Annotated in this window: 11 protein-coding genes; 3 read left to right on the forward strand and 8 right to left on the reverse strand. The window is 42.3% G+C overall.

Going from position 1 to position 17,685, the window contains the following annotated elements; translation table 11 throughout:
• Nucleotides 1-326: 326 nt before the first annotated feature.
• Complete coding sequence (locus tag ACQY73_RS12925) at nucleotides 327-1,091, forward strand: response regulator transcription factor (protein ID WP_428666504.1); 765 nt, start codon at nucleotides 327-329, stop codon at nucleotides 1,089-1,091.
• A 171-nt stretch (nucleotides 1,092-1,262) separates the two neighbouring features.
• Here the strand turns inward: ACQY73_RS12925 and ACQY73_RS12930 are convergent, their stop codons facing one another.
• The 3 genes from ACQY73_RS12930 to ACQY73_RS12940 form a co-directional block, all read right to left on the reverse strand.
• Nucleotides 1,263-4,310 carry a PAS domain S-box protein gene (locus ACQY73_RS12930; RefSeq protein WP_428666506.1) on the reverse strand — a complete coding sequence of 1,016 codons (3,048 nt, stop codon included), beginning with the start codon at nucleotides 4,308-4,310 and terminating at the stop codon, nucleotides 1,263-1,265.
• A 661-nt stretch (nucleotides 4,311-4,971) separates the two neighbouring features.
• Nucleotides 4,972-6,510 (reverse strand): hypothetical protein, encoded by a 1,539-nt coding sequence (locus ACQY73_RS12935; protein ID WP_428666509.1) that lies wholly within the window; start codon nucleotides 6,508-6,510, stop codon nucleotides 4,972-4,974.
• A gap of 202 nt (nucleotides 6,511-6,712) precedes the next feature.
• Complete coding sequence (locus ACQY73_RS12940) at nucleotides 6,713-7,099, reverse strand: hypothetical protein (protein WP_428666511.1); 387 nt, start codon at nucleotides 7,097-7,099, stop codon at nucleotides 6,713-6,715.
• 809 nt (nucleotides 7,100-7,908) lie between these two features.
• On the opposite strand from ACQY73_RS12940, the gene ACQY73_RS12945 reads away from it, so the two are divergent.
• Nucleotides 7,909-9,270 carry a vanadium-dependent haloperoxidase gene (locus ACQY73_RS12945; protein ID WP_428666514.1) on the forward strand — a complete coding sequence of 454 codons (1,362 nt, stop codon included), beginning with the start codon at nucleotides 7,909-7,911 and terminating at the stop codon, nucleotides 9,268-9,270.
• A 182-nt stretch (nucleotides 9,271-9,452) separates the two neighbouring features.
• Here ACQY73_RS12945 and ACQY73_RS12950 read toward each other — a convergent pair whose 3' ends face one another.
• The gene (locus tag ACQY73_RS12950; protein WP_428666517.1) at nucleotides 9,453-10,049 is read right to left on the reverse strand and encodes a dihydrofolate reductase family protein; all 597 of its coding nucleotides are present in this window, start codon (nucleotides 10,047-10,049) and stop codon (nucleotides 9,453-9,455) included.
• A 249-nt stretch (nucleotides 10,050-10,298) separates the two neighbouring features.
• On the opposite strand from ACQY73_RS12950, the gene ACQY73_RS12955 reads away from it, so the two are divergent.
• The gene (locus ACQY73_RS12955; protein ID WP_428666519.1) at nucleotides 10,299-11,357 is read left to right on the forward strand and encodes an NAD(P)H-dependent flavin oxidoreductase; all 1,059 of its coding nucleotides are present in this window, start codon (nucleotides 10,299-10,301) and stop codon (nucleotides 11,355-11,357) included.
• 409 nt (nucleotides 11,358-11,766) lie between these two features.
• Here ACQY73_RS12955 and ACQY73_RS12960 read toward each other — a convergent pair whose 3' ends face one another.
• The 4 genes from ACQY73_RS12960 to ACQY73_RS12975 all read right to left on the reverse strand — a co-directional run bounded on the left by ACQY73_RS12960 (nucleotide 11,767) and on the right by ACQY73_RS12975 (nucleotide 17,678).
• A complete protein-coding gene (locus tag ACQY73_RS12960) occupies nucleotides 11,767-12,336 on the reverse strand; it encodes a hypothetical protein (RefSeq protein WP_428666522.1) in 570 nt (189 codons plus the stop codon).
• The gene (locus ACQY73_RS12965) at nucleotides 12,326-12,838 is read right to left on the reverse strand and encodes an RNA polymerase sigma factor (protein WP_428666525.1); all 513 of its coding nucleotides are present in this window, start codon (nucleotides 12,836-12,838) and stop codon (nucleotides 12,326-12,328) included. The genes ACQY73_RS12960 and ACQY73_RS12965 overlap by 11 nt, the downstream gene beginning before the upstream one ends.
• 432 nt (nucleotides 12,839-13,270) lie before the next feature.
• On the reverse strand, nucleotides 13,271-15,973 hold the full coding sequence (locus ACQY73_RS12970; RefSeq protein ID WP_428666528.1) for a c-type cytochrome: 2,703 nt from the start codon (nucleotides 15,971-15,973) through the stop codon (nucleotides 13,271-13,273).
• Between the two features lie 196 nt (nucleotides 15,974-16,169).
• Nucleotides 16,170-17,678 carry a RagB/SusD family nutrient uptake outer membrane protein gene (locus tag ACQY73_RS12975; protein ID WP_428666530.1) on the reverse strand — a complete coding sequence of 503 codons (1,509 nt, stop codon included), beginning with the start codon at nucleotides 17,676-17,678 and terminating at the stop codon, nucleotides 16,170-16,172.
• Between the last annotated feature and the right edge of the window lie 7 nt (nucleotides 17,679-17,685).

Below are 17,685 nucleotides of genomic sequence, written 5' to 3' on the forward strand. Positions count from 1 at the left end.
ATGCAGTGTCGGACTTGTTGAAGCTCAGAAAATTTTACTGATAACTCTTTTATTGAATCAACCGGTGTGGAGCTCTTAATGAAGTAGTTTTTGAGAGGAATGTTTAAACGTATACCGCAGCGACGAACAAGCTATTTTTATATCAGAAAGATGCGATAGAAAAATTATCGGCTCGTCGAGATTATAAAGGGCAGAGATGTCGCTTTATCAGGCCCCATAATTTACCGGTCGGAATAACATTTGGCGAGTTCATTTTGCCACTAAAGAATAAAAGAAAGACCGGTATCTAAGACATTTTAGATTATACAGAAAACCTCAAAGTCAATATGGCAAAAATTTTAGTAGTTGAAGATGATGATGAGCTGAGGAATAATATCATTGAGCATTTAACAATTGTCGGCCATCAAATAGCATATTCACCAAATGGTAGTGATGCTTTAAAGTCCTTGTCTGTTTTTAACCCGGATATAATTATTTGCGATATTCAAATGCCGTTAATGGATGGAATTACGTTTTTAAAAGAAAAGCAAAAGAATAAAGGTTACCAATCTATCCCGTTGATTTTTTTAACTTCTCATGTTTCCAATAATCAGAAACTAATGGGTCTGGAAGTTGGAGCAATCGACTATATTACAAAGCCTTTCCAAATCAAAGAGCTAATTTTAAAAATTGATAACATTACATCTCTTCGTTCCAATCTTATGATGTTGGTTCCTTCTGCAGAGCCATTGGGTAACAAAGAAACCATTCAATTTAAAATGTTGATCGAGGAGACATTACAGCTGTTATTTTCCAATCAAGAACTTTCCATTGGTGAGGTAGCGTTTAAAATGAACATGAGCGTTTCAGCTTTACAAAGACACTTAAGTCGTTATTATGAAAAGAATTTCAGCGATTTGTTGAAAGAATTTCGCCTGAATAAAGCCGTCGGATTGTTGATAAAAACAGATAAAAGTATTGAAGATATTGCCTTTCAATGCGGTTTTAACAGTTTGTCTTACTTTTCAAGAAGCTTTAAAAATCTCTATAAACTGCCCCCTATCAAATATCGGATGTCAAATCTTAATGCTACTGCACAATCGCCGTTTTAGTGCTTTTTTGACGTGTATACACCTTCTTACCGAAATGTTCATTCCGGTATTAGAGAAGGATATACCGATTTTCATTTTCTGCCACCGCAACTGAAACCCACAATTTTACAGTCTTTACATATACAGCTCAGCGAATGCGAAAACCACAGCGGCGGGAGATAAAATTTTCAATTAGAGCTTAATTGGAGTTAAAGGCATGATAATTGTCATCGTTGTGCCTTCATTTTGCCGACTGTTGACAGTTATGCAACCGCTATGCAACTCCACGAGTTGCTTTGAAATTTGTAATCCAAGCCCTGTGCCGTTGATTTTCCCCACATTACCTGCGCGGAAAAAAGTGGAAAACAGGCGGGGAATATCTTCAGCAGGAATGCCGATACCGTGATCTATAATCTCTATTTTCACCTCCTTATCACGAAATAACAGACGTAATTCAGGATCGGTCTTTGAAAATTTAAAAGCGTTAGAGATCAGATTAATCAATACACGGGTCATGAGTTTCTCATCTATACTTACGGTTCGTGGCAGACCTTCCATACGGAACTCCACCCTGCGTTTATCCGGGCGTTCACCGAAAAACTCATTTAAAAAATCAATCACAAATACGACTAAATCTGTGGCTTGAGGCTGAAAAGATATTTTACCGATCTCAATTTGCTGTAACGTCAGCATATCTGTCAGTAATTCGTTAAAAAACCTGATTTTGTTGTCAATAATCGAAAAGTGGTGATTGATTTTGGAGGCATATTTTGAAGGCGCGTTATGATCGTTGGTGTTGAAAAAATAATGTTTTAGCAGCTCAATACTGGATTGTACAATTGCCAACGGAGTTCTGAATTCATGCGAAACGTGGGAAACAAATTGAGATTTAAACAAATTCAATTCTTTTTCCTTTTCCAGGGACTGCGTCAGGAGTAACTCCCTTTCTTTTTGCAGAGAAATGTCACCGGCAACACCCACTCTTCTTATTACTTTTCCCTGAGCATCCCTTATCACAAAAACCCGCGCCGCAAACCAATGAAATGTCCCGTCTCTGACTTTTACCCGAAAGTTTATGGCGTAATTATCCGAGATCTCATGGGAAAACAACGCCAGCAGGCCGGCTCTGTCTTCTTCAGCTACTACTTCTAAGAACGAACCCGGGTCATCGTAAAGACTTTGGCAGGTTTTACCTGTGATCCGTTCATAAGCGGGGTTAACATAAAGGAATGTCGTCGAATTAGCGGCACGACTCCAGAAAATCTCGTCGACATTTTCGGCAATATCTCTAAAGCGCTGTTCACTTTCCAACAAAGCGTTTTGGGCGCGTTTTCGGTCAGTTATATTGCGGCCTTCAATAAGTAATAAATTGACTTTCCCTCCCTCATTCCTAAGGGGTTTGATGGAAAAGTCAATGACCATTGGCTGCTCATTTTTGTCCAATATTTCTATTTCATTCCGAATTGACTTCTCTATTGCGGCTTCCTGAAAGTATCCTTTAAGTACCTGTTGCGGAGTAATATATTTTTCTGTCGGAGCAACTTCCCAAAACGGTTTCCCAATCGCTTCATGCCTGATAATTCCACGGCTTTCCACAACGGTATCGTTCATTTCAAGCACATTACCATTGCTGTCGGTCAGGGCCATAAACTGAAAAGTGGAATTGAAGATTGCTTTGAAGCGTTTCTCACTGTCGGCCAGTGATTCTTCCATTTGCTTTCGGCCACTGATATCGTATAGAGTTCCTATACTTCCGTTGGGTTGATTGTCTTCATCAAAAGTCAGACAGGCAAACATTTCAATCCACCGATAAGTGCCGCCTTTGGTGAGATGTCTGATTTCGTGGTGCACTTCGGAAGTTTGCTCATTGACCAACTCTGATAATCTTTTGCTGTTTTGTTGCCTGTCTTCCGGATGAATAAATTCCATACAATCAGTTCCCAATGTATCTTCAATTTCAAAACCCGTCAGTTGTTTCCAGGATGGGTTCAGATACGTTAAGTTCCCATGCAAATCGGTTTGAAAAATTACTTCCTTCAGGTTATTAACCAAAAACCGGTACCTCTTTTCACTTTCTGAAAGAGACAGCTGGGCTAAATAACTCTCTGTCACATCAGAGACAACACCAATTACGCCTGTCAGATTTTTTTGAGCATCATATAGCTTCCGCCCGATACATTTAATATAGCGTAGCCTTCCGTCCGGACTTTGAATTCGAATCGGCTCCAAATTGAAATCCGGCCCATCTTGTTTTGTGTAATTTGAAAGCAGATAATCCTTATCTTCCGGATGTACCAATGATAAGAAAAAGTCCCCGGTAGTCTTTGTTTCCGGCAACACGCCGTGTATTTTATAGGTCTCTTCATCCCAATAGTATTCATCTGTCAGAATATTATACTCCCACATCCCTATATGTCCTGCCTGAGTAGCCAGTTTGAGGCGTTGATTGGTCCGGTCCAGGCGGCTTTGGGTCTGTTTAAGTTCTGAAATATCAACGCTGAAATTGATATAACCCAAACACTTACCCGCTTCATTATATGCTTTGGTCGTGGTTGATAACACCGGCAGGTGCGTTCCGTCTTTTCTCAAAAGGGTATTTTCCCGTTTCAAAATGCCATTTTCCTGAAGATAAGCCAGAATGATAGCTTCGCCGGTGAGATTCTTATTTTTAATAAAGGGAAGCAACTCATTCATTTGCCTCTGATGAATCTCCGAAACCCGCAAAGCGGCTCCCGTGACAGTATTTACAAGTTCGTCGGCGCGGTAGCCGGTCATTTTTTCCAAGGCAGGATTCACCTCTTTGATCAAGGCGTTGGTATCCATAAAGACAATGCCGACATCGGCATATTCAAAAAAAGTCTTGTGCAGCACCGTATTGTGCTGTCTTTCACAAGCGGCTTCTGTAATGATACGTTGGAGTGTAAGCAGGTAATATTCCTGCATTGCCACCACCTGCATTTCAAAGCGGGACCTTTCAACGGTCAGGTCCCAGATAACACTTCCATCAGACTGAAGCTTCTGCCAAAAAAGAGCCGGTAGCCCAAGGCCGATACCTTCCAAATGTACAGGAAGTACATTAGGCGAAAGAAAGGGTAATTCGGGTACATTTTTAAATTGAGGATTTTGCCAAAAAAGGGATAAATCGGTCAGTTTTCCGGCACTGTTTTTTATGGGTCGACCCATAAACGCACCGGCTAATTGCTTTTCTTTAGAGAAATCCGCATGGGTAATTTCATTCATCAGAACTGAGTTATATAACGAGAGAAAGAAGAGTAAAGAGACAGTATCAATTTCAATATCAGCGAATTATACAAAGCAATAAATGATAAAAATCATTTTTAGAAACCGTATAAAAATCAAATCAATCTCAATTGGGGAATTGGGGGTCAAGTGCAAAATTGGTGCTGCTAATCAAATCCGATTTATTTTGGAATGTTTCCCGCATTTAGTGGAGTATCCCTTCCCTGATTGTATCGGAACTATCTTAATTACGAATTGATGCCCGGGAAGTCTGTATGGGATGTGCTTCTTGTTTACCTTCAAGAGAAGAACTATGAAGAATCAGACATAGTCGAAAGAACGAAAAGTACGTCAATCAGGATTAAAAGCATTCAATACAGTAACGCGTTCTATTCAACACCGGTATCAGAAAGTCCTTAACCGCGGCGGCACGCAATTTTAATAATGGAAGTACAGATACGTTAGTCGAGCCCTTCAATCGTACGACAGACCACGCCAAAACCATAGTCTTTCGGGCTCAATTCAGTGGGATAAGGAGGGCGGAATTCTATCTTTACCGACTTACTCAGTTATATGCTTAGTCTAAGTTCCTCTACAAATTTTAGCCTTAATCCCAAAATATAACCATAAACAGTTTATTAAAAGTGATTATTAGAAAGGCTTAAAAGCTAAGTAATGTAATGGAATAAGGCGGAATACTAACTTCAAGAGTGCCGTTCATATCAGTCTTCAAATCAGCAATTTGCCCATAAGAAGGTGTTGAATCTTCCGGTCCTGTGCCCTTAAACTGCACAATTCGTTTGGTACTTTTGTTTTTTCCATTCCAATTCTTGAATTGCAATGGGATTGATGCAGGGGTCTCACCACGATTGACGAGCAGAATATTTAATTTACTCCCATCACAAAAAGCATAAATCGAATTATCTTCCGGCAGACTGTAGTCATTTAGGGTGGCTTTGACCCTATTTTTCAGAATGGCTTCATTCCATAACTGGATAGCTCTACCCGTAGGCAGGATTTCATTATCCGGTCCCAGTGCATTGTGAATCGAGCTTTTTCCAAACCAATGGCTCGTCCAATAATGAGCATACAGCATTCTTGGATTAGCCAGCATTTCACCCATTGTTTCAAAGGTAATCAGGGACGCTCCAAAATTATTTTTTTCCGGATAATAAGCGATATCTCCCTCCCCGCTATAAGCACTTGTTTCCGTGACAGCAATTTTTAGGCGTTTTTTGTCCTTTTCAGGCGCAAACTGATCAATTGCTCTGCCGGCATTGGTTATATTTTGAATAAAATTCCATTTTTTGGACAAACCGATGCGATAATTGTCATACCAGTTACCATCGCTCAATATTTTCGTCCCTTTACTGTTGTAATACTGATGAGTGACCAAAAAGTCTATCTCTGCCGAGGCTGTTTTAAGAACGGTTTCCCACCAGGCCATCGTTGTCATTCCATTGGCGCCAATATAAATTTCCGAATCCTGAGCTTTCATAAGGCGTGAAATTTTGGCCACAAAATTGGCATAGTCCGAAGCCTGCCACCGTTGTTTTGACTTGGTGCCCGACACCTCCAAATCATTCTCATTGCCGATTTCCCAATACTTTACCTTATATCCTTTTGCTTTTGAATACCGGACCATTTCTACTGCATTCCGTAAAATCTCCTCTTCACTGACATACGAATGTACTCCATCGGGTTTTTGAACGGCATCAATAGGGATGATCACAAACGGTTCTGCTCCTATCTGTCGGCAAAGTCCGATAAATTGGTCAAAATTAAGCATTGGTTTAGGCTTACCCGTTACCGTATCAAAAACGGTAGTGTTGTTGTATGGCCAGACTCCACCTCTCATTGTCGATGAAAGATTGGAGGTTTTATAGGGCGGCAGAGACCATAATATACTTTCTCCCAATTCTCCCTCCGGCCAGCGTAAGGATTTAAGTTTCATTTCCATGGCTGCCTCCGAAAATGACCTGGTCCGAACTATGCCACCATGCTCAGTAAAGGGGTTCAGGCTTATACCGATGCCGATGTTGGAATAATCACGAATCACGGAGTCGGTATATACAATGATTCCTTTTACAGCGGTGGAAGGGGCGATAGAAGAATTTAGGCCTGACGGGAAAGAAAGATCTAATAAACCGGCACTGAAAAGCCCGTTGAAAAGGATGAAAATAATGGCTTTAAGTTTCATTTTAATTCCTGATTACCCGGATTGTATGGCAAAGAATGATTGGAAAAATCTGAATACCCATAATGGCTGAAAAAACATTGTGCCGGGCCGATGTAAGAGAATTTAAGAAGCCATTCCTGTTTATTCACTCTTTTTGTGTAAACATCTTATTCCATAACGATACAATTTTTATAGAATAAATTTTTGATCTGCTGCTATTATTTTAAGGACACTTAACCGCCCTGACAATAGTCATTGATTTGTTGAAATTAAAACATCGACCGGTAGAGACATACTTTCCCGAAGGTTCTTTCGCCTTGTACCAAATATTGACCCATATACGATTATTGATGCCGGTGCTGTCGTTAAATCCCCTCAGAGAGCCCAGTTCTATGTAACTTTCAGGATCGTTCAGGCTTTCCTTTATCTGCATTTCTGCCAACAAATAACAATAATGTAAACTATCTCTTCGGGCATTTTTCAGTTCTTCAGATGATAAGTGTGCAGGAGTGTGTTTTGGCAGGCAGATCAGTATTACTATAATCAGTAAGAGACCGGCAAAAATGAACCATGCTCTTGCTTTAAATTTTGGTGTAAGCTTATTATCCATTGCAGGTTAGGAGTGATAGTTAATTGGAAATGTAGTTATTTCCTTAGAATAATCATATCATGCAAATCTAAAAAAGGAAATTATTCTTCGAGGCAAATAACGACGAATCATGCATCGTTGACAAGCAATTGAGACTGAAAATTAAGCTATTAAACAAGCAAAAATGCCCAAAAATCTCTACCAACCGGAATTACTTTCGAATCAGGATTCAAGCCTTCAATACAGTGGCTTGTTCTATTCAAAACCGGTATGAGACGATCCTCAATCACGGCAGCAGCCCGCTATTTTGGTAACAAATGTACAAATGCATCTGTCAAATCCTTCAACCTTACAACGGACCATGTCAAAATCAACGCCTTCAGAAATCAATTCCGGGGAGTTAAAATGTGGAATTCTTCCTGTATTGACTCACTCAGGTATATGCATATTCCGGAATGCTCTACAACCTTTGGATTGATCCCATCAATTCGAGCCTTGAAAACATAGGGTTAGAAAGCTTGGGAAGGCTCTTATAAATATACCGATTGGTTAATAGTAACCAAAAAACGGTTGTCAAAATACAAATAAATGGCATGGAATTTGCGCAGATATTTTAGATTTCGCGCATCGTCATTGAAAAACTTATCTCTTTGGGACTGTTACTGCTCTACACTATTGGAGCGGCCGTAACGGTTTTGTCTTTTGAAGTTGCCTACCGAAATGTAGCCCCTATTGCTGAAAATGACCGATTGTTCTTCTTATCCTTAAAGGGGTCAACCTCTGCAATAGGGAGAAGGACACTCTTACTAATAACTTAAATTTCGAACCTTATGAAAAACTCTATAACCCGACAGTTATTACTCTTTCTCTTATTTACTTTGGTGGCCTGTAACCGAAATCAAGAGATAACTCCCCAAAAAAGCCTGAATGAATACGATGCCGGAATACTCCTGAACTGGGGAGTTCTGTTTTTGGATCTTGACCAATATGCTCCGGGTTATCGCCCGCCGGTAGCGGCTCGAGCGCTTGCGTATATTGCTCTGGCCGGTTACGAAGCAGTCATAACCGGCATGCAGGATTATCAGTCAGTTGCACCCAATTTTGCGGGCCTTACCATTCCCAAACCGGAAGCGGGTCAAACCTACCATTGGCCTACGGTACTCAACGCAACGTATTGGGTAATGATGAAAAAGTTTTTCCCGCATGTGGCTGATATTCATAAAGCCAAGATTGATGCTTTAGGAAATAAAACAGCACAGGAATTAAAAAATCAAGCAGAAAAGGACGTTTTTGAGCGTTCTCAAAGCTACGGAGAGAAAGTGGCAGATGCCGTGTTTGAGTATTCGAAAACCGATAAAAACGGACATGAAGCCTATCTCAATGCCCAACCGGTGTCTTATCTTCCTCCGGTAGGGCCCGGGAAATGGCAACCCACTACTCCCGATTTCAGCAGAGCTTTGTTGCCCTATTGGGGGCTTACCCGGACGTTTGTGATCAGTCCTGAGGATAAAGTAGCTCGAGCTCCATTGGCCTATAGCTCGGTAGTGAACTCTCAATTCTTTGCACAGGCACTGGAAGTATGCTCTTACCCGGACAGTTACGAAAATCGTTGGATCGGCGAATTTTGGAGCGATGATATTTTTGGGCAAACGTTTGAACCCGCCGCCCGCTGGTTGGCAATCGCCAACCAAGTAATTCGATCGGAAAAAGCCGGGTTGGAAAAAGCGGTCTATACTTATGCTAAACTGGCCATTGCCCTCAGCGATGGAGCCGTGGCGTGTTGGAATTCTAAATATTTATATAATGTAGAGCGCCCTGTTTCTTTCATTAACAGAGCCATTAACGCCAAATGGAGAACATTACTCGACAACACCGTACTAAAAGTAAAAAGTGTTACCCCTCCTTTTCCGGCTTACCCTTCAGGACACTCTACCTTCGGGGCGGTAGCAGCGGAGGTATTGTCCGGCATATACGGGTATGATTATGCCATGACCGATAAATGCCATGAGGTTCGATTGGAGTTCAACGGCAAGCCTCGTTCGTTTAATAATTTCTACGAAATGGCGCAGGAGAATGCTATTTCCCGTATCTTATTGGGAGTTCACTACCGAATGGATTGCGATGAAGGACTTCGAATGGGGTATAATATAGGTCGAAAAGTAAATGCTTTAAAGTGGACTAAAAAAGCTTAAAAATCTTTAAAAACGAAGTCACGAGCTTTAGCAGGAGACGATTTAAAGGTAGAGAAACTGATTATATCTTAAAGCAGAAATCAACTTATGAATGCAATATCACATTAAAATAATGACGGGTGTATTACCATAAACAGGGCGGTATTTGATGTTCAACATATTCTTTTCTCTTTTTATTTCTCTCAACTTCCTATAGTACCCGTCTTAATTTCTCCGGCTCGCCTGTAGTTGGCAATGATAACCCCACTTGGTGTAGCCAAGCTGTCTGTTAATGTAAACGCAGCGGGAATAGTGCCATTGTCAAGCCACTTTTTTCCTTCACCAAGAGTCAAGGGGTAAATTTTGAGCCGAAGCTCGTCCACTAAATCATTCGTAAGTAACAATCCAATAAGTTCACTGCTCCCCCAAACCTGAATATCAGCCCCTTCTGAATTTTTGAGATTTTTGATATCTTCCAAAGTTTCGATAAATAAAGTATTTTTCCAGTCTGACTTTTTCATGGTTTTAGACATGACGTATTTTGTGCCGGTATTGATGCCGGGCCAAATGTCTGCATGTTCAGGCCAGTAGGAGGCCCAAATCTCAAACGTTTTCCTGCCTAAAAGATAATCTGCCGGCTGTTTCAACTCTTTTTGCACCACCTCTCCCTCAACTTTGTCCCCATACGGCGCACACCAACCGCCATAGTTGAAAGCGCCTGAGGTATCTTCCTGAGGTCCGCCGGGTGCCTGCATGACGCCATCTAATGTAATCATGGATAAAACAATTATTTTTCTCATGTTATCGTGTGTTTTATTATGATACAAATCTCGCTAAAATACAGTAAGTCCCGGCAGTGTGAATGCGACAATCTTAGTAGCTGAATACGACACATCAAGCCGTTTTTTTGCAACACTTATGGCAGTAAGTTACCAAAAAACATTCGGAAAAGCGGTCGTTCGGGGCTATTTTTGCCACTGCCTTTCAAACGCTTGCATTCTCTTCCTTTTCAGCAGCATATATTCAATGGATGACCTACGTTTATAACTATGAGCGCTCAAACTATTGCATCAAAACTTCTTCGGATAGATTACCCAATTATACAGGCACCGATGTTGGGTGTTACAACCCCGGACATGGTCGCTGCCGTTGCCAAAGAAGGAGGGCTGGGTTCTTTACCGGTGGGTGGTCTGTCTCCTGAAATAACGTTCCAACTCATTAAGGAGACAAAGAGCAAAACCTCAAAACCATTCTCAGTCAATCTGTTTGCGCATGAAATTACGACTTCCGTCGACATTGCTGAATTAAATACCATGCAGGACTTTCTTGAAACCGTTTTTCAGGAATATAACATACCGTTTGAGCGAAAAGAAATCTCCGATTTTACATTTTACAGCTATGAAGAGCAGATTGAAATTTTAATCAATGAAAATATTCCCATTGTAAGTTTTACATTCGGAACGTTAAACCCCGATATTATTGATCGGTTCAAGCGACGGGGTACGGTGCTCATCGGTACCGCGACCGACGTCAATGAAGCGAAAGTATTGGCAGATTCCGGAGTTGATATGGTCGTTGCGCAGGGCATTGAAGCAGGTGGCCATCGAGGTTCTTTTCTTCCGGATAAACCTTTACCGCAAGTTGGACTGTTGTCCTTACTACCGCAAATTGTCGATGCCATTTCGATACCGGTCATTGCAGCAGGTGGTTTATTTGACAAGCGAACGATTCAGGCAGCTTTTACACTTGGAGCACAGGTCGTTCAATTAGGCAGTATTTTCATCGCTTCAGATGAAAGTGCGGCGAGTGATGCCTATAAAGAAGCAGTCTTACATTCAAATGAAACATCTACTGAATTGACGCGAGCTTTTTCAGGAAGATGGGCAAGAGGGATAAGAAATGATTTTATGGAGCGAATGAAAACCTCCGGAATACCTATTCCATCTTATACATATCAAAACAGCCTGACGGCTCCCCTTCGGGCATACGCCCGAACGTACGATCTTGTTGATTTGATTTCGCTGTGGGCCGGTCAGTCGTCTTTTCGCAGTAGGAGAGGCAAATCAAGCGATATCTTTCGATCTCTGGTTCAATCGCTGCAACTGTAACGGTGTCGTTATGGCAATTTTGCCGGCTTTTGAACCGGTTCCGGAAGATGAACTCGCGCCGTGAATAGTAGTTATTGCAGCGATACTGAATGGGCTGCTATTTGCGTTTGCGGGTCATTTAATGCAGAATTATTTTGTGAAGAAAAGAAGCTAACTTGCTATTGCCGGCATTGGTCTCGGAATTCTGTACACTTTATTGACCCGTCCACTGTCTTAATCGTAATTTGCTGCCTCTACGACGGCTACAAACATTCGAATGACAGGTGCTCAATGCTGTCTCAAATCGTTTTGCTGTTAACTTATTTTATTGCCTTTAATTGGTCAATAAAATAAGTTAACAAATTTTTCTGTGACCTTCTGCCAAATTATAGACCCGGGTAAATAGGCTGCATCTTAACTATCTGACGTTTTATTGATTCAGCAGTTTCGTTCGGAGAACTTCCAGTTCTCTTTCTTTACCCACATAAATGCGGTGTTCCCATCCTGCGGCAAAATAACTTAAGGCAAAAACCGCCAACAATCCCACTGCTAACCAGATCGACTTTCCCCCTTCCCAAACACTCAGCAGGCTAAGAATTACAATGGGCACTATGTTCCACCGCATTAACCGTGAAAGGTGGACTTGGTAGCTTGCCATTGAGATGGCATAATTCAGTTCGCCCAAAACCGAACGATCAAACGTGTCTTTGCCTTTCAGTCGACGAATTCGACTTACCAAAACACAGAGGCCGGCTATCAACATCCAAGTTGCCATCAGATACATAAACAGGCTATCCGAACGCTTGAAGTAATTGATGCCAAACACAAAGCTTCCGGCACCAAGATTCACAACAATAGAGAGTAACTCACTGAAATCAGCAATATGGCTCATCTGATCCTTTTTTAACACAATACGCTTGTGTAATGCGGCTTCATTGATCACCCAAAGAGGTTCCTTGGTCTGGGAATCCCAGATTTTTTGCAGTTCGTCAAATTCCATGATAATTCCGATGTTTTGATTTAATGATAAGCTGTTTTTTAATTCGATTGATCTTCACCCCAACGTTTGATTCGGAGATACCCATTATAGCGGACATTTCTTTATAACTGAATCCGTCGAGAAGCAACAAGGTAAGGGAACGGTCTATTTCATCAAGTTTGTGGATCTCTTCATAGAGCCATGTCAGGCGTTCGTCAACCTGAATTTTAGTCTCCTGTAAGATCGGCAGTACGTTTTCGAGCGTTTCCCGGGATTCCGTGTATTTTCGTTCTTTGCTTACCCATTTCAACGCCGTATTGAGCGCAATACGATAGATCCAAGTGGTATTGGCAGCTTGGTGTTTGAAGGTGGGAATGGAATGCCAAAGCTGAATAATGATCTCCTGAAAAAGATCATCCTGATCCATACTTTCCAATGTATAAGCCCGTACTATTTTAAAAATCAGTGCCTTATAATGACCAAGCCATTCTTTAAAAATACGATTTTGTTCAGTTTCAGTCATGGGTCGGTTTATTTACCACATTAGTACTGATTATAGACCGAATTCTTACAAATAAGAAAAAAACAGTATTGTTTTTACGATTACGCTTCTTGAAAACGGATAAGGAATCGTAACGGCAACGGATTTCAAACACCGTGAGGAGGGTGAAAGGAATATTCCGATCATCTTCAGTGGCACATCAAAATGTGTCTCTGATCAACAGCAATTGGGCAATTATTCGACGGCCTATCTGACGGGCCATTTCAACGAAGAGGTTTTAAAAGTCATGATCAATTTGTTTATTTGAGCAGTACAATTACCGGCAAGCGTACCGATACAGCTTTTATACCCGACTGTGTTATCATTTTTGGGAAGATACCTGATCAATGTATCACAAAAAAAAATGATGGTACAAAAGAGCTGTACCATCATTTATCATCAATCTGTTTTTATTTATTTCTCGCCTTGTTTTACTTCTGTTTTAGGAGTAAAAATCGGATTTTTTTCATTTCCTCCGGCCATCAGATAAGCCATCAGATCTTTTAATTCTTCTTCATTCAAGCTGGTAATCAGGTTGCCAAACATGATAGAAACCGGCGAATACTTGTGCGATGCCACACTTTTCTTAGCCAATTTGATTACCGTCTCAGGCTCATAAGGGTTTTGTGAAACGAAGTACGTATTGGCATCTTCATTGGTCAATCGGCCAACCACGGTTTGCCCGTTTTTGAGGGTGAAATGCGTAGCGGCATATTGATCGGAGATAGTTTTATTGGGATCAATAATGGCCTCCAGCATATCTTTTGCCGAAAAGCGGGTACCTACCTGTGTCAGGTCCGGCCCAATGCTTCCGCCTTCGCCGCGCATGGTATGACAACGATTACAGGTTATGGCATTATACATATTTTTCCCCTGTTCGAAATTTCGATTGGTCAATCCTGCTTCGATCAATGGAAGTGCTGTTTCCATTTTCCACTGTTTGCCCGGGCCTTTAGGATACGTCAATTTCACTAAATCAAGACCGGCTTTATTCAACAATTCGCCACCCGAAAGTTTATCATAATAAGCCGTTTTATTTTCGGGAACGTTTTTCAACGCCATTTTACGGGCCCTTTCAATAAATCCAATATAGCTTCTTCCGCCTTTATAGCTAAATGCTTTGTTGAACCATTTGAAATACTTTTCGTGCAGTTCAGGTGTCCAACCGGTTTTGGCTACGCTCAGCATGGTCGCATAGAAAGTTTGTTGTGCAGGCGGCATGTGTTTTAGCATGTCAGCAATGTCCAACCCATACTGTGGATTACGCATGATCAACTCCGCAGAGGCGGTTGCCGTTGATCCTCCCGCCGTTGTGTTGGCCGGAACTTCTTTTGCCTCCAACAATGCAATTGTTTTAGCCACTGCACCCGGGGTTTCCAACGTTATTAATACTTTGCTTAAACCCCGGTTGATGTCTGCATTAGTTGCCGGATAAAAAGGATTCAGGTAAGCACCGACCTGAGTGGCTTGGGCAGCATCAGGTGCTCCCATGCGCAGCAATACCAGTTCAAATGCCCTTAATAAGTCTATTTGCTGAGATTCCGAAAGAGCTTTATAATTGATGGTCATCAGTGCCTTAAAGATGGCGCTTTTTTGGTCCGGTTTACCTTCTCTGGCCAAGGCGATCATTGCGTTGGTCAAGGCAATGGGATCTTTTTCACTGAGGGCGCGATCCTGCCATTCAGCTACCGGCTGATTCTCTACCGCCACGCGGGCAGCATAACGAATATGGCGCTCAGGATGCTTCAAATAAGGCCATGCTGTGGCAACAGCTTCTTTGTTGGGTGCACCGTGGAAGCGTTCCAGACTTTTTCTCAATTCGTTTTCCTTGTTAACAGGTGCCGCAGCTACGGGTGCCGTAGATTCAGGACCGTCATAGTAAACCCGGTATAAATCAGATTCCAAACGACGCCCTCCCGTCAGGAAGTAAAGTGCACCGTCAGGGCCAATGGCTCCATCGGTCAAAGGAAGCGGAATTCCTGACAGAAATTCTTCTCTTTCGCCGGAATACGTTGAGCCGGAAGGTTTAAGATTAATGGCGTGCATAATTCCGAAGCTCCAGTCGAAAGCCAAAAGCGTTCTTTTGTATTTGGCCGGAAACTTAGCGTCTTTCAGGTGAATAAGGTTGGTAGGTGAACCTTGTCCGATGTTTACAATGGCAGGAAGGTTATCCGGCCACGTTGCCGACCACTTAGCCGTTCCTGTTCTCCACCCAAACTCCAATCCGCTCGTCACGTGGGCAATACGCGTAGGGCGATACCACGGAAGACCAAAATCCCACTCCATATCTGAATCATACGTAAACAGATCACCTACTTCGTTAAAGGCAATATCGTAAGGGTTTCTGAAGCCGGAAGCCACCATTTCCCATTTTTTTCCTTCAGGATCAATATTCGCTATCCAACCCGCCGGCACTTTTGGCTCGGCGTCGTGCCCACGGGGGTCTTTGATCATGGGCAACAGGTTATCATCCTGCCATACGGGTGGAAGGCGATAAGTATCCATCGTCCCCGGCTGTGTAAAGTTACCCGCCACTACAAATAATGATTGTTTATCGGGCGACAAAATAATACTGTGCGGCCCGTGTTCTCCCTCACCTTTAAATGTTCTTAAAACCGTCACTTTATCAAATTGGTCATCTCCGTTGGTATCCTGCAAGCGATACAAGCCGCTTCCTCTCGAAAATTTGGCATTGCTGCGGTTATTGATCATCACATACAGACTATTGAAAGCGTACAACAGCCCCTGTGCATATCCCATGCCTACCGTGTCAGTTTCAACAGCTTTGCCGATGTTCAACTTTTCGATTTCGGTAGGTGCAGTACCGGCACCAATGGCAGGAATTTTCAAACGAAATAAGCCACCGTATTGATCCGAAACGATCATGCGTCCTTTATCGTCAAATGTCATTGAAACCCAGGAACCCTGATTATTTTCCGAGGGGCTGTATAAATGCTCGGCCTTAAACCCCGGCTGCATTTTCAACTTCTCGGTCTTAGGGTTGTCTCTTCCATTGACGGCCGGCTCAGTCTTCTGCAATATAGTGAATGACGCTGCCAGCACAAACAATGCCGCCACTGCCAGCAATTTTGGAATAGATCGGTGATTAGGGTACATAGGAATGATGTTCTGTTAAGGTGTAATTGTTGTTTAATGTATTGATAGTATTCCCGAATAGCTTATGTAGATAAATGCTCTCCTATATTTTGTCGATAATTTCAAATCACATGTATAAATAGCTTTTTACTGAATCCGTATAAACTTATTATTACAAGCCGACTTCCTTAGAAGCCGGCTTGTAATGAAAACTAACCTAAAAATTTGGTGTCAATGCTGACTCAACCGCCGGAAGACCATATACTTCGTCCAACACAGTAAAGGCATTTGGAGGAGGTACGGCACCTTTCGGGAAATAATAATCCTGAGGATTGGCTTTTATACGCGCGCCGTAAGCGGTAATTACATCTTTGGCACGGCCGGTTCTGACCAGATCAAACCAGCGTTTGTTTTCAAAAGCCAACTCAACCCTTCTCTCCTGATAAATAGCAGTGCGCATATCTGCCTGAGTTGCGGCTTTTGTAGCAGCCAATCCCGCACGAGTACGAATTTGATTTAAAAAAGTAGCGGCTTCGGCTGTTTTACCCTGTTCGTTCAAGGCTTCGGCCAAGAATAATAATACCTCAGCGTAGCGATAGACAGGAAAATTCTGACCCGTGTTGTTGTGCAAAGAGTGCGCTCTGGCGAATTTTTTGACGTAAGGATACAATTTATTTTCGCGTAGACTTTGACTCAATGTCACATAGCCAATGGAGATGTCTTTCCGTTTATCGCCTGCTTCGTACGCCGCAATAATGTCAGGAGTAGGAATGTTATTGTTTTCTCCCGAAAGCGACTGTGGGTTGGAAGTTCCCGTAATAGGCTGTAATTCAGCGGCAGTGATAGGTGTAGGAACCATACGGTAGATCAAATTGCCGTTATACCCCGCCGAACCTTCCAGGTATTGTACCTCGAAGACCGACTCAGCATTATTTTTATTGCCCGTAGTGGTCGAGAAAGCATCGTTATAGTCAGGCATCAATTTATAGCCATCATTGTTTACCACTTCCTTCATTACCGCTTCTGCATTGCTCCATTTTTTCTGAGTAAGATAAAGGTTAGCCAAAAGCGTTTTTGCCGTTCCTGAAGTAGCACGTCCTGCTTCCTGCGTTGCTTTGGGCAACAGCAATTTAGACGCCTCAAGCGCATCTTTTTCAATCTGCGTGTAGAGCTGATCGGCAGTAGCCAATGGCGATGCCGCTTCCTGACGGTTGGTGACCGGGGTTAAATGCAGCGGCGCTTTTCCAAAATAACGTACCAATTCAAAATAAGCAAACGCTCTCAGAAACAAGGCCTGGCCTTTCAAATTGTTTTTTGAAGCAGCCGGAAAATCAACCTTGTCGATCAGATCCAACACCTGATTGGCGCGGGCAATGATCTGGTAATCATAGCGGTATTGTTGAAGTACGTTATCATTGGCCGTTACTCCACCGGAAGTAGGCACCGCGAAATCGGCAATATTTTCCGTGGCATCTACCGCACCAAAAAGGATATTACGGGCATAATACGTATTGTCGGAGTGCATTTCTCCTAAGATCCACGCTCTTTCATTGAAGATAGCACGCAGCGGTACATAAGCTCCGTTGACTGCCTGCACAAAGTCTGCTTCTTTGGTGAAGAAAGTCGCCGAACTCAGCGCCGTTTCCGGCACTACGGTTAGGAAATCCTCCTTGCAGCTTATAAAAGTAAAACCTAAAAATAAACTCGTTATCAGTATCTTTTTCATTGTATAG

Source organism: Runella sp. (assembly GCF_965279615.1).
Lineage (GTDB): Bacteria > Bacteroidota > Bacteroidia > Cytophagales > Spirosomataceae > Runella.

Excerpts from the sequence above, each read along its gene's own strand:
- ACQY73_RS12925 (WP_428666504.1), top strand. The coding sequence starts at position 327 with ATGGCAAAAATTTTAGTAGTTGAAGATGATGATGAGCTGAGGAATAAT.
- ACQY73_RS12930 (WP_428666506.1), bottom strand. The coding sequence starts at position 4,310 with ATGAATGAAATTACCCATGCGGATTTCTCTAAAGAAAAGCAATTAGCC.
- ACQY73_RS12935 (WP_428666509.1), bottom strand. The coding sequence starts at position 6,510 with ATGAAACTTAAAGCCATTATTTTCATCCTTTTCAACGGGCTTTTCAGT.
- ACQY73_RS12940 (WP_428666511.1), bottom strand. The coding sequence starts at position 7,099 with ATGGATAATAAGCTTACACCAAAATTTAAAGCAAGAGCATGGTTCATT.
- ACQY73_RS12945 (WP_428666514.1), top strand. The coding sequence starts at position 7,909 with ATGAAAAACTCTATAACCCGACAGTTATTACTCTTTCTCTTATTTACT.
- ACQY73_RS12950 (WP_428666517.1), bottom strand. The coding sequence starts at position 10,049 with ATGAGAAAAATAATTGTTTTATCCATGATTACATTAGATGGCGTCATG.
- ACQY73_RS12955 (WP_428666519.1), top strand. The coding sequence starts at position 10,299 with ATGAGCGCTCAAACTATTGCATCAAAACTTCTTCGGATAGATTACCCA.
- ACQY73_RS12960 (WP_428666522.1), bottom strand. The coding sequence starts at position 12,336 with ATGGAATTTGACGAACTGCAAAAAATCTGGGATTCCCAGACCAAGGAA.
- ACQY73_RS12965 (WP_428666525.1), bottom strand. The coding sequence starts at position 12,838 with ATGACTGAAACTGAACAAAATCGTATTTTTAAAGAATGGCTTGGTCAT.
- ACQY73_RS12970 (WP_428666528.1), bottom strand. The coding sequence starts at position 15,973 with ATGTACCCTAATCACCGATCTATTCCAAAATTGCTGGCAGTGGCGGCA.
- ACQY73_RS12975 (WP_428666530.1), bottom strand. The coding sequence starts at position 17,678 with ATGAAAAAGATACTGATAACGAGTTTATTTTTAGGTTTTACTTTTATA.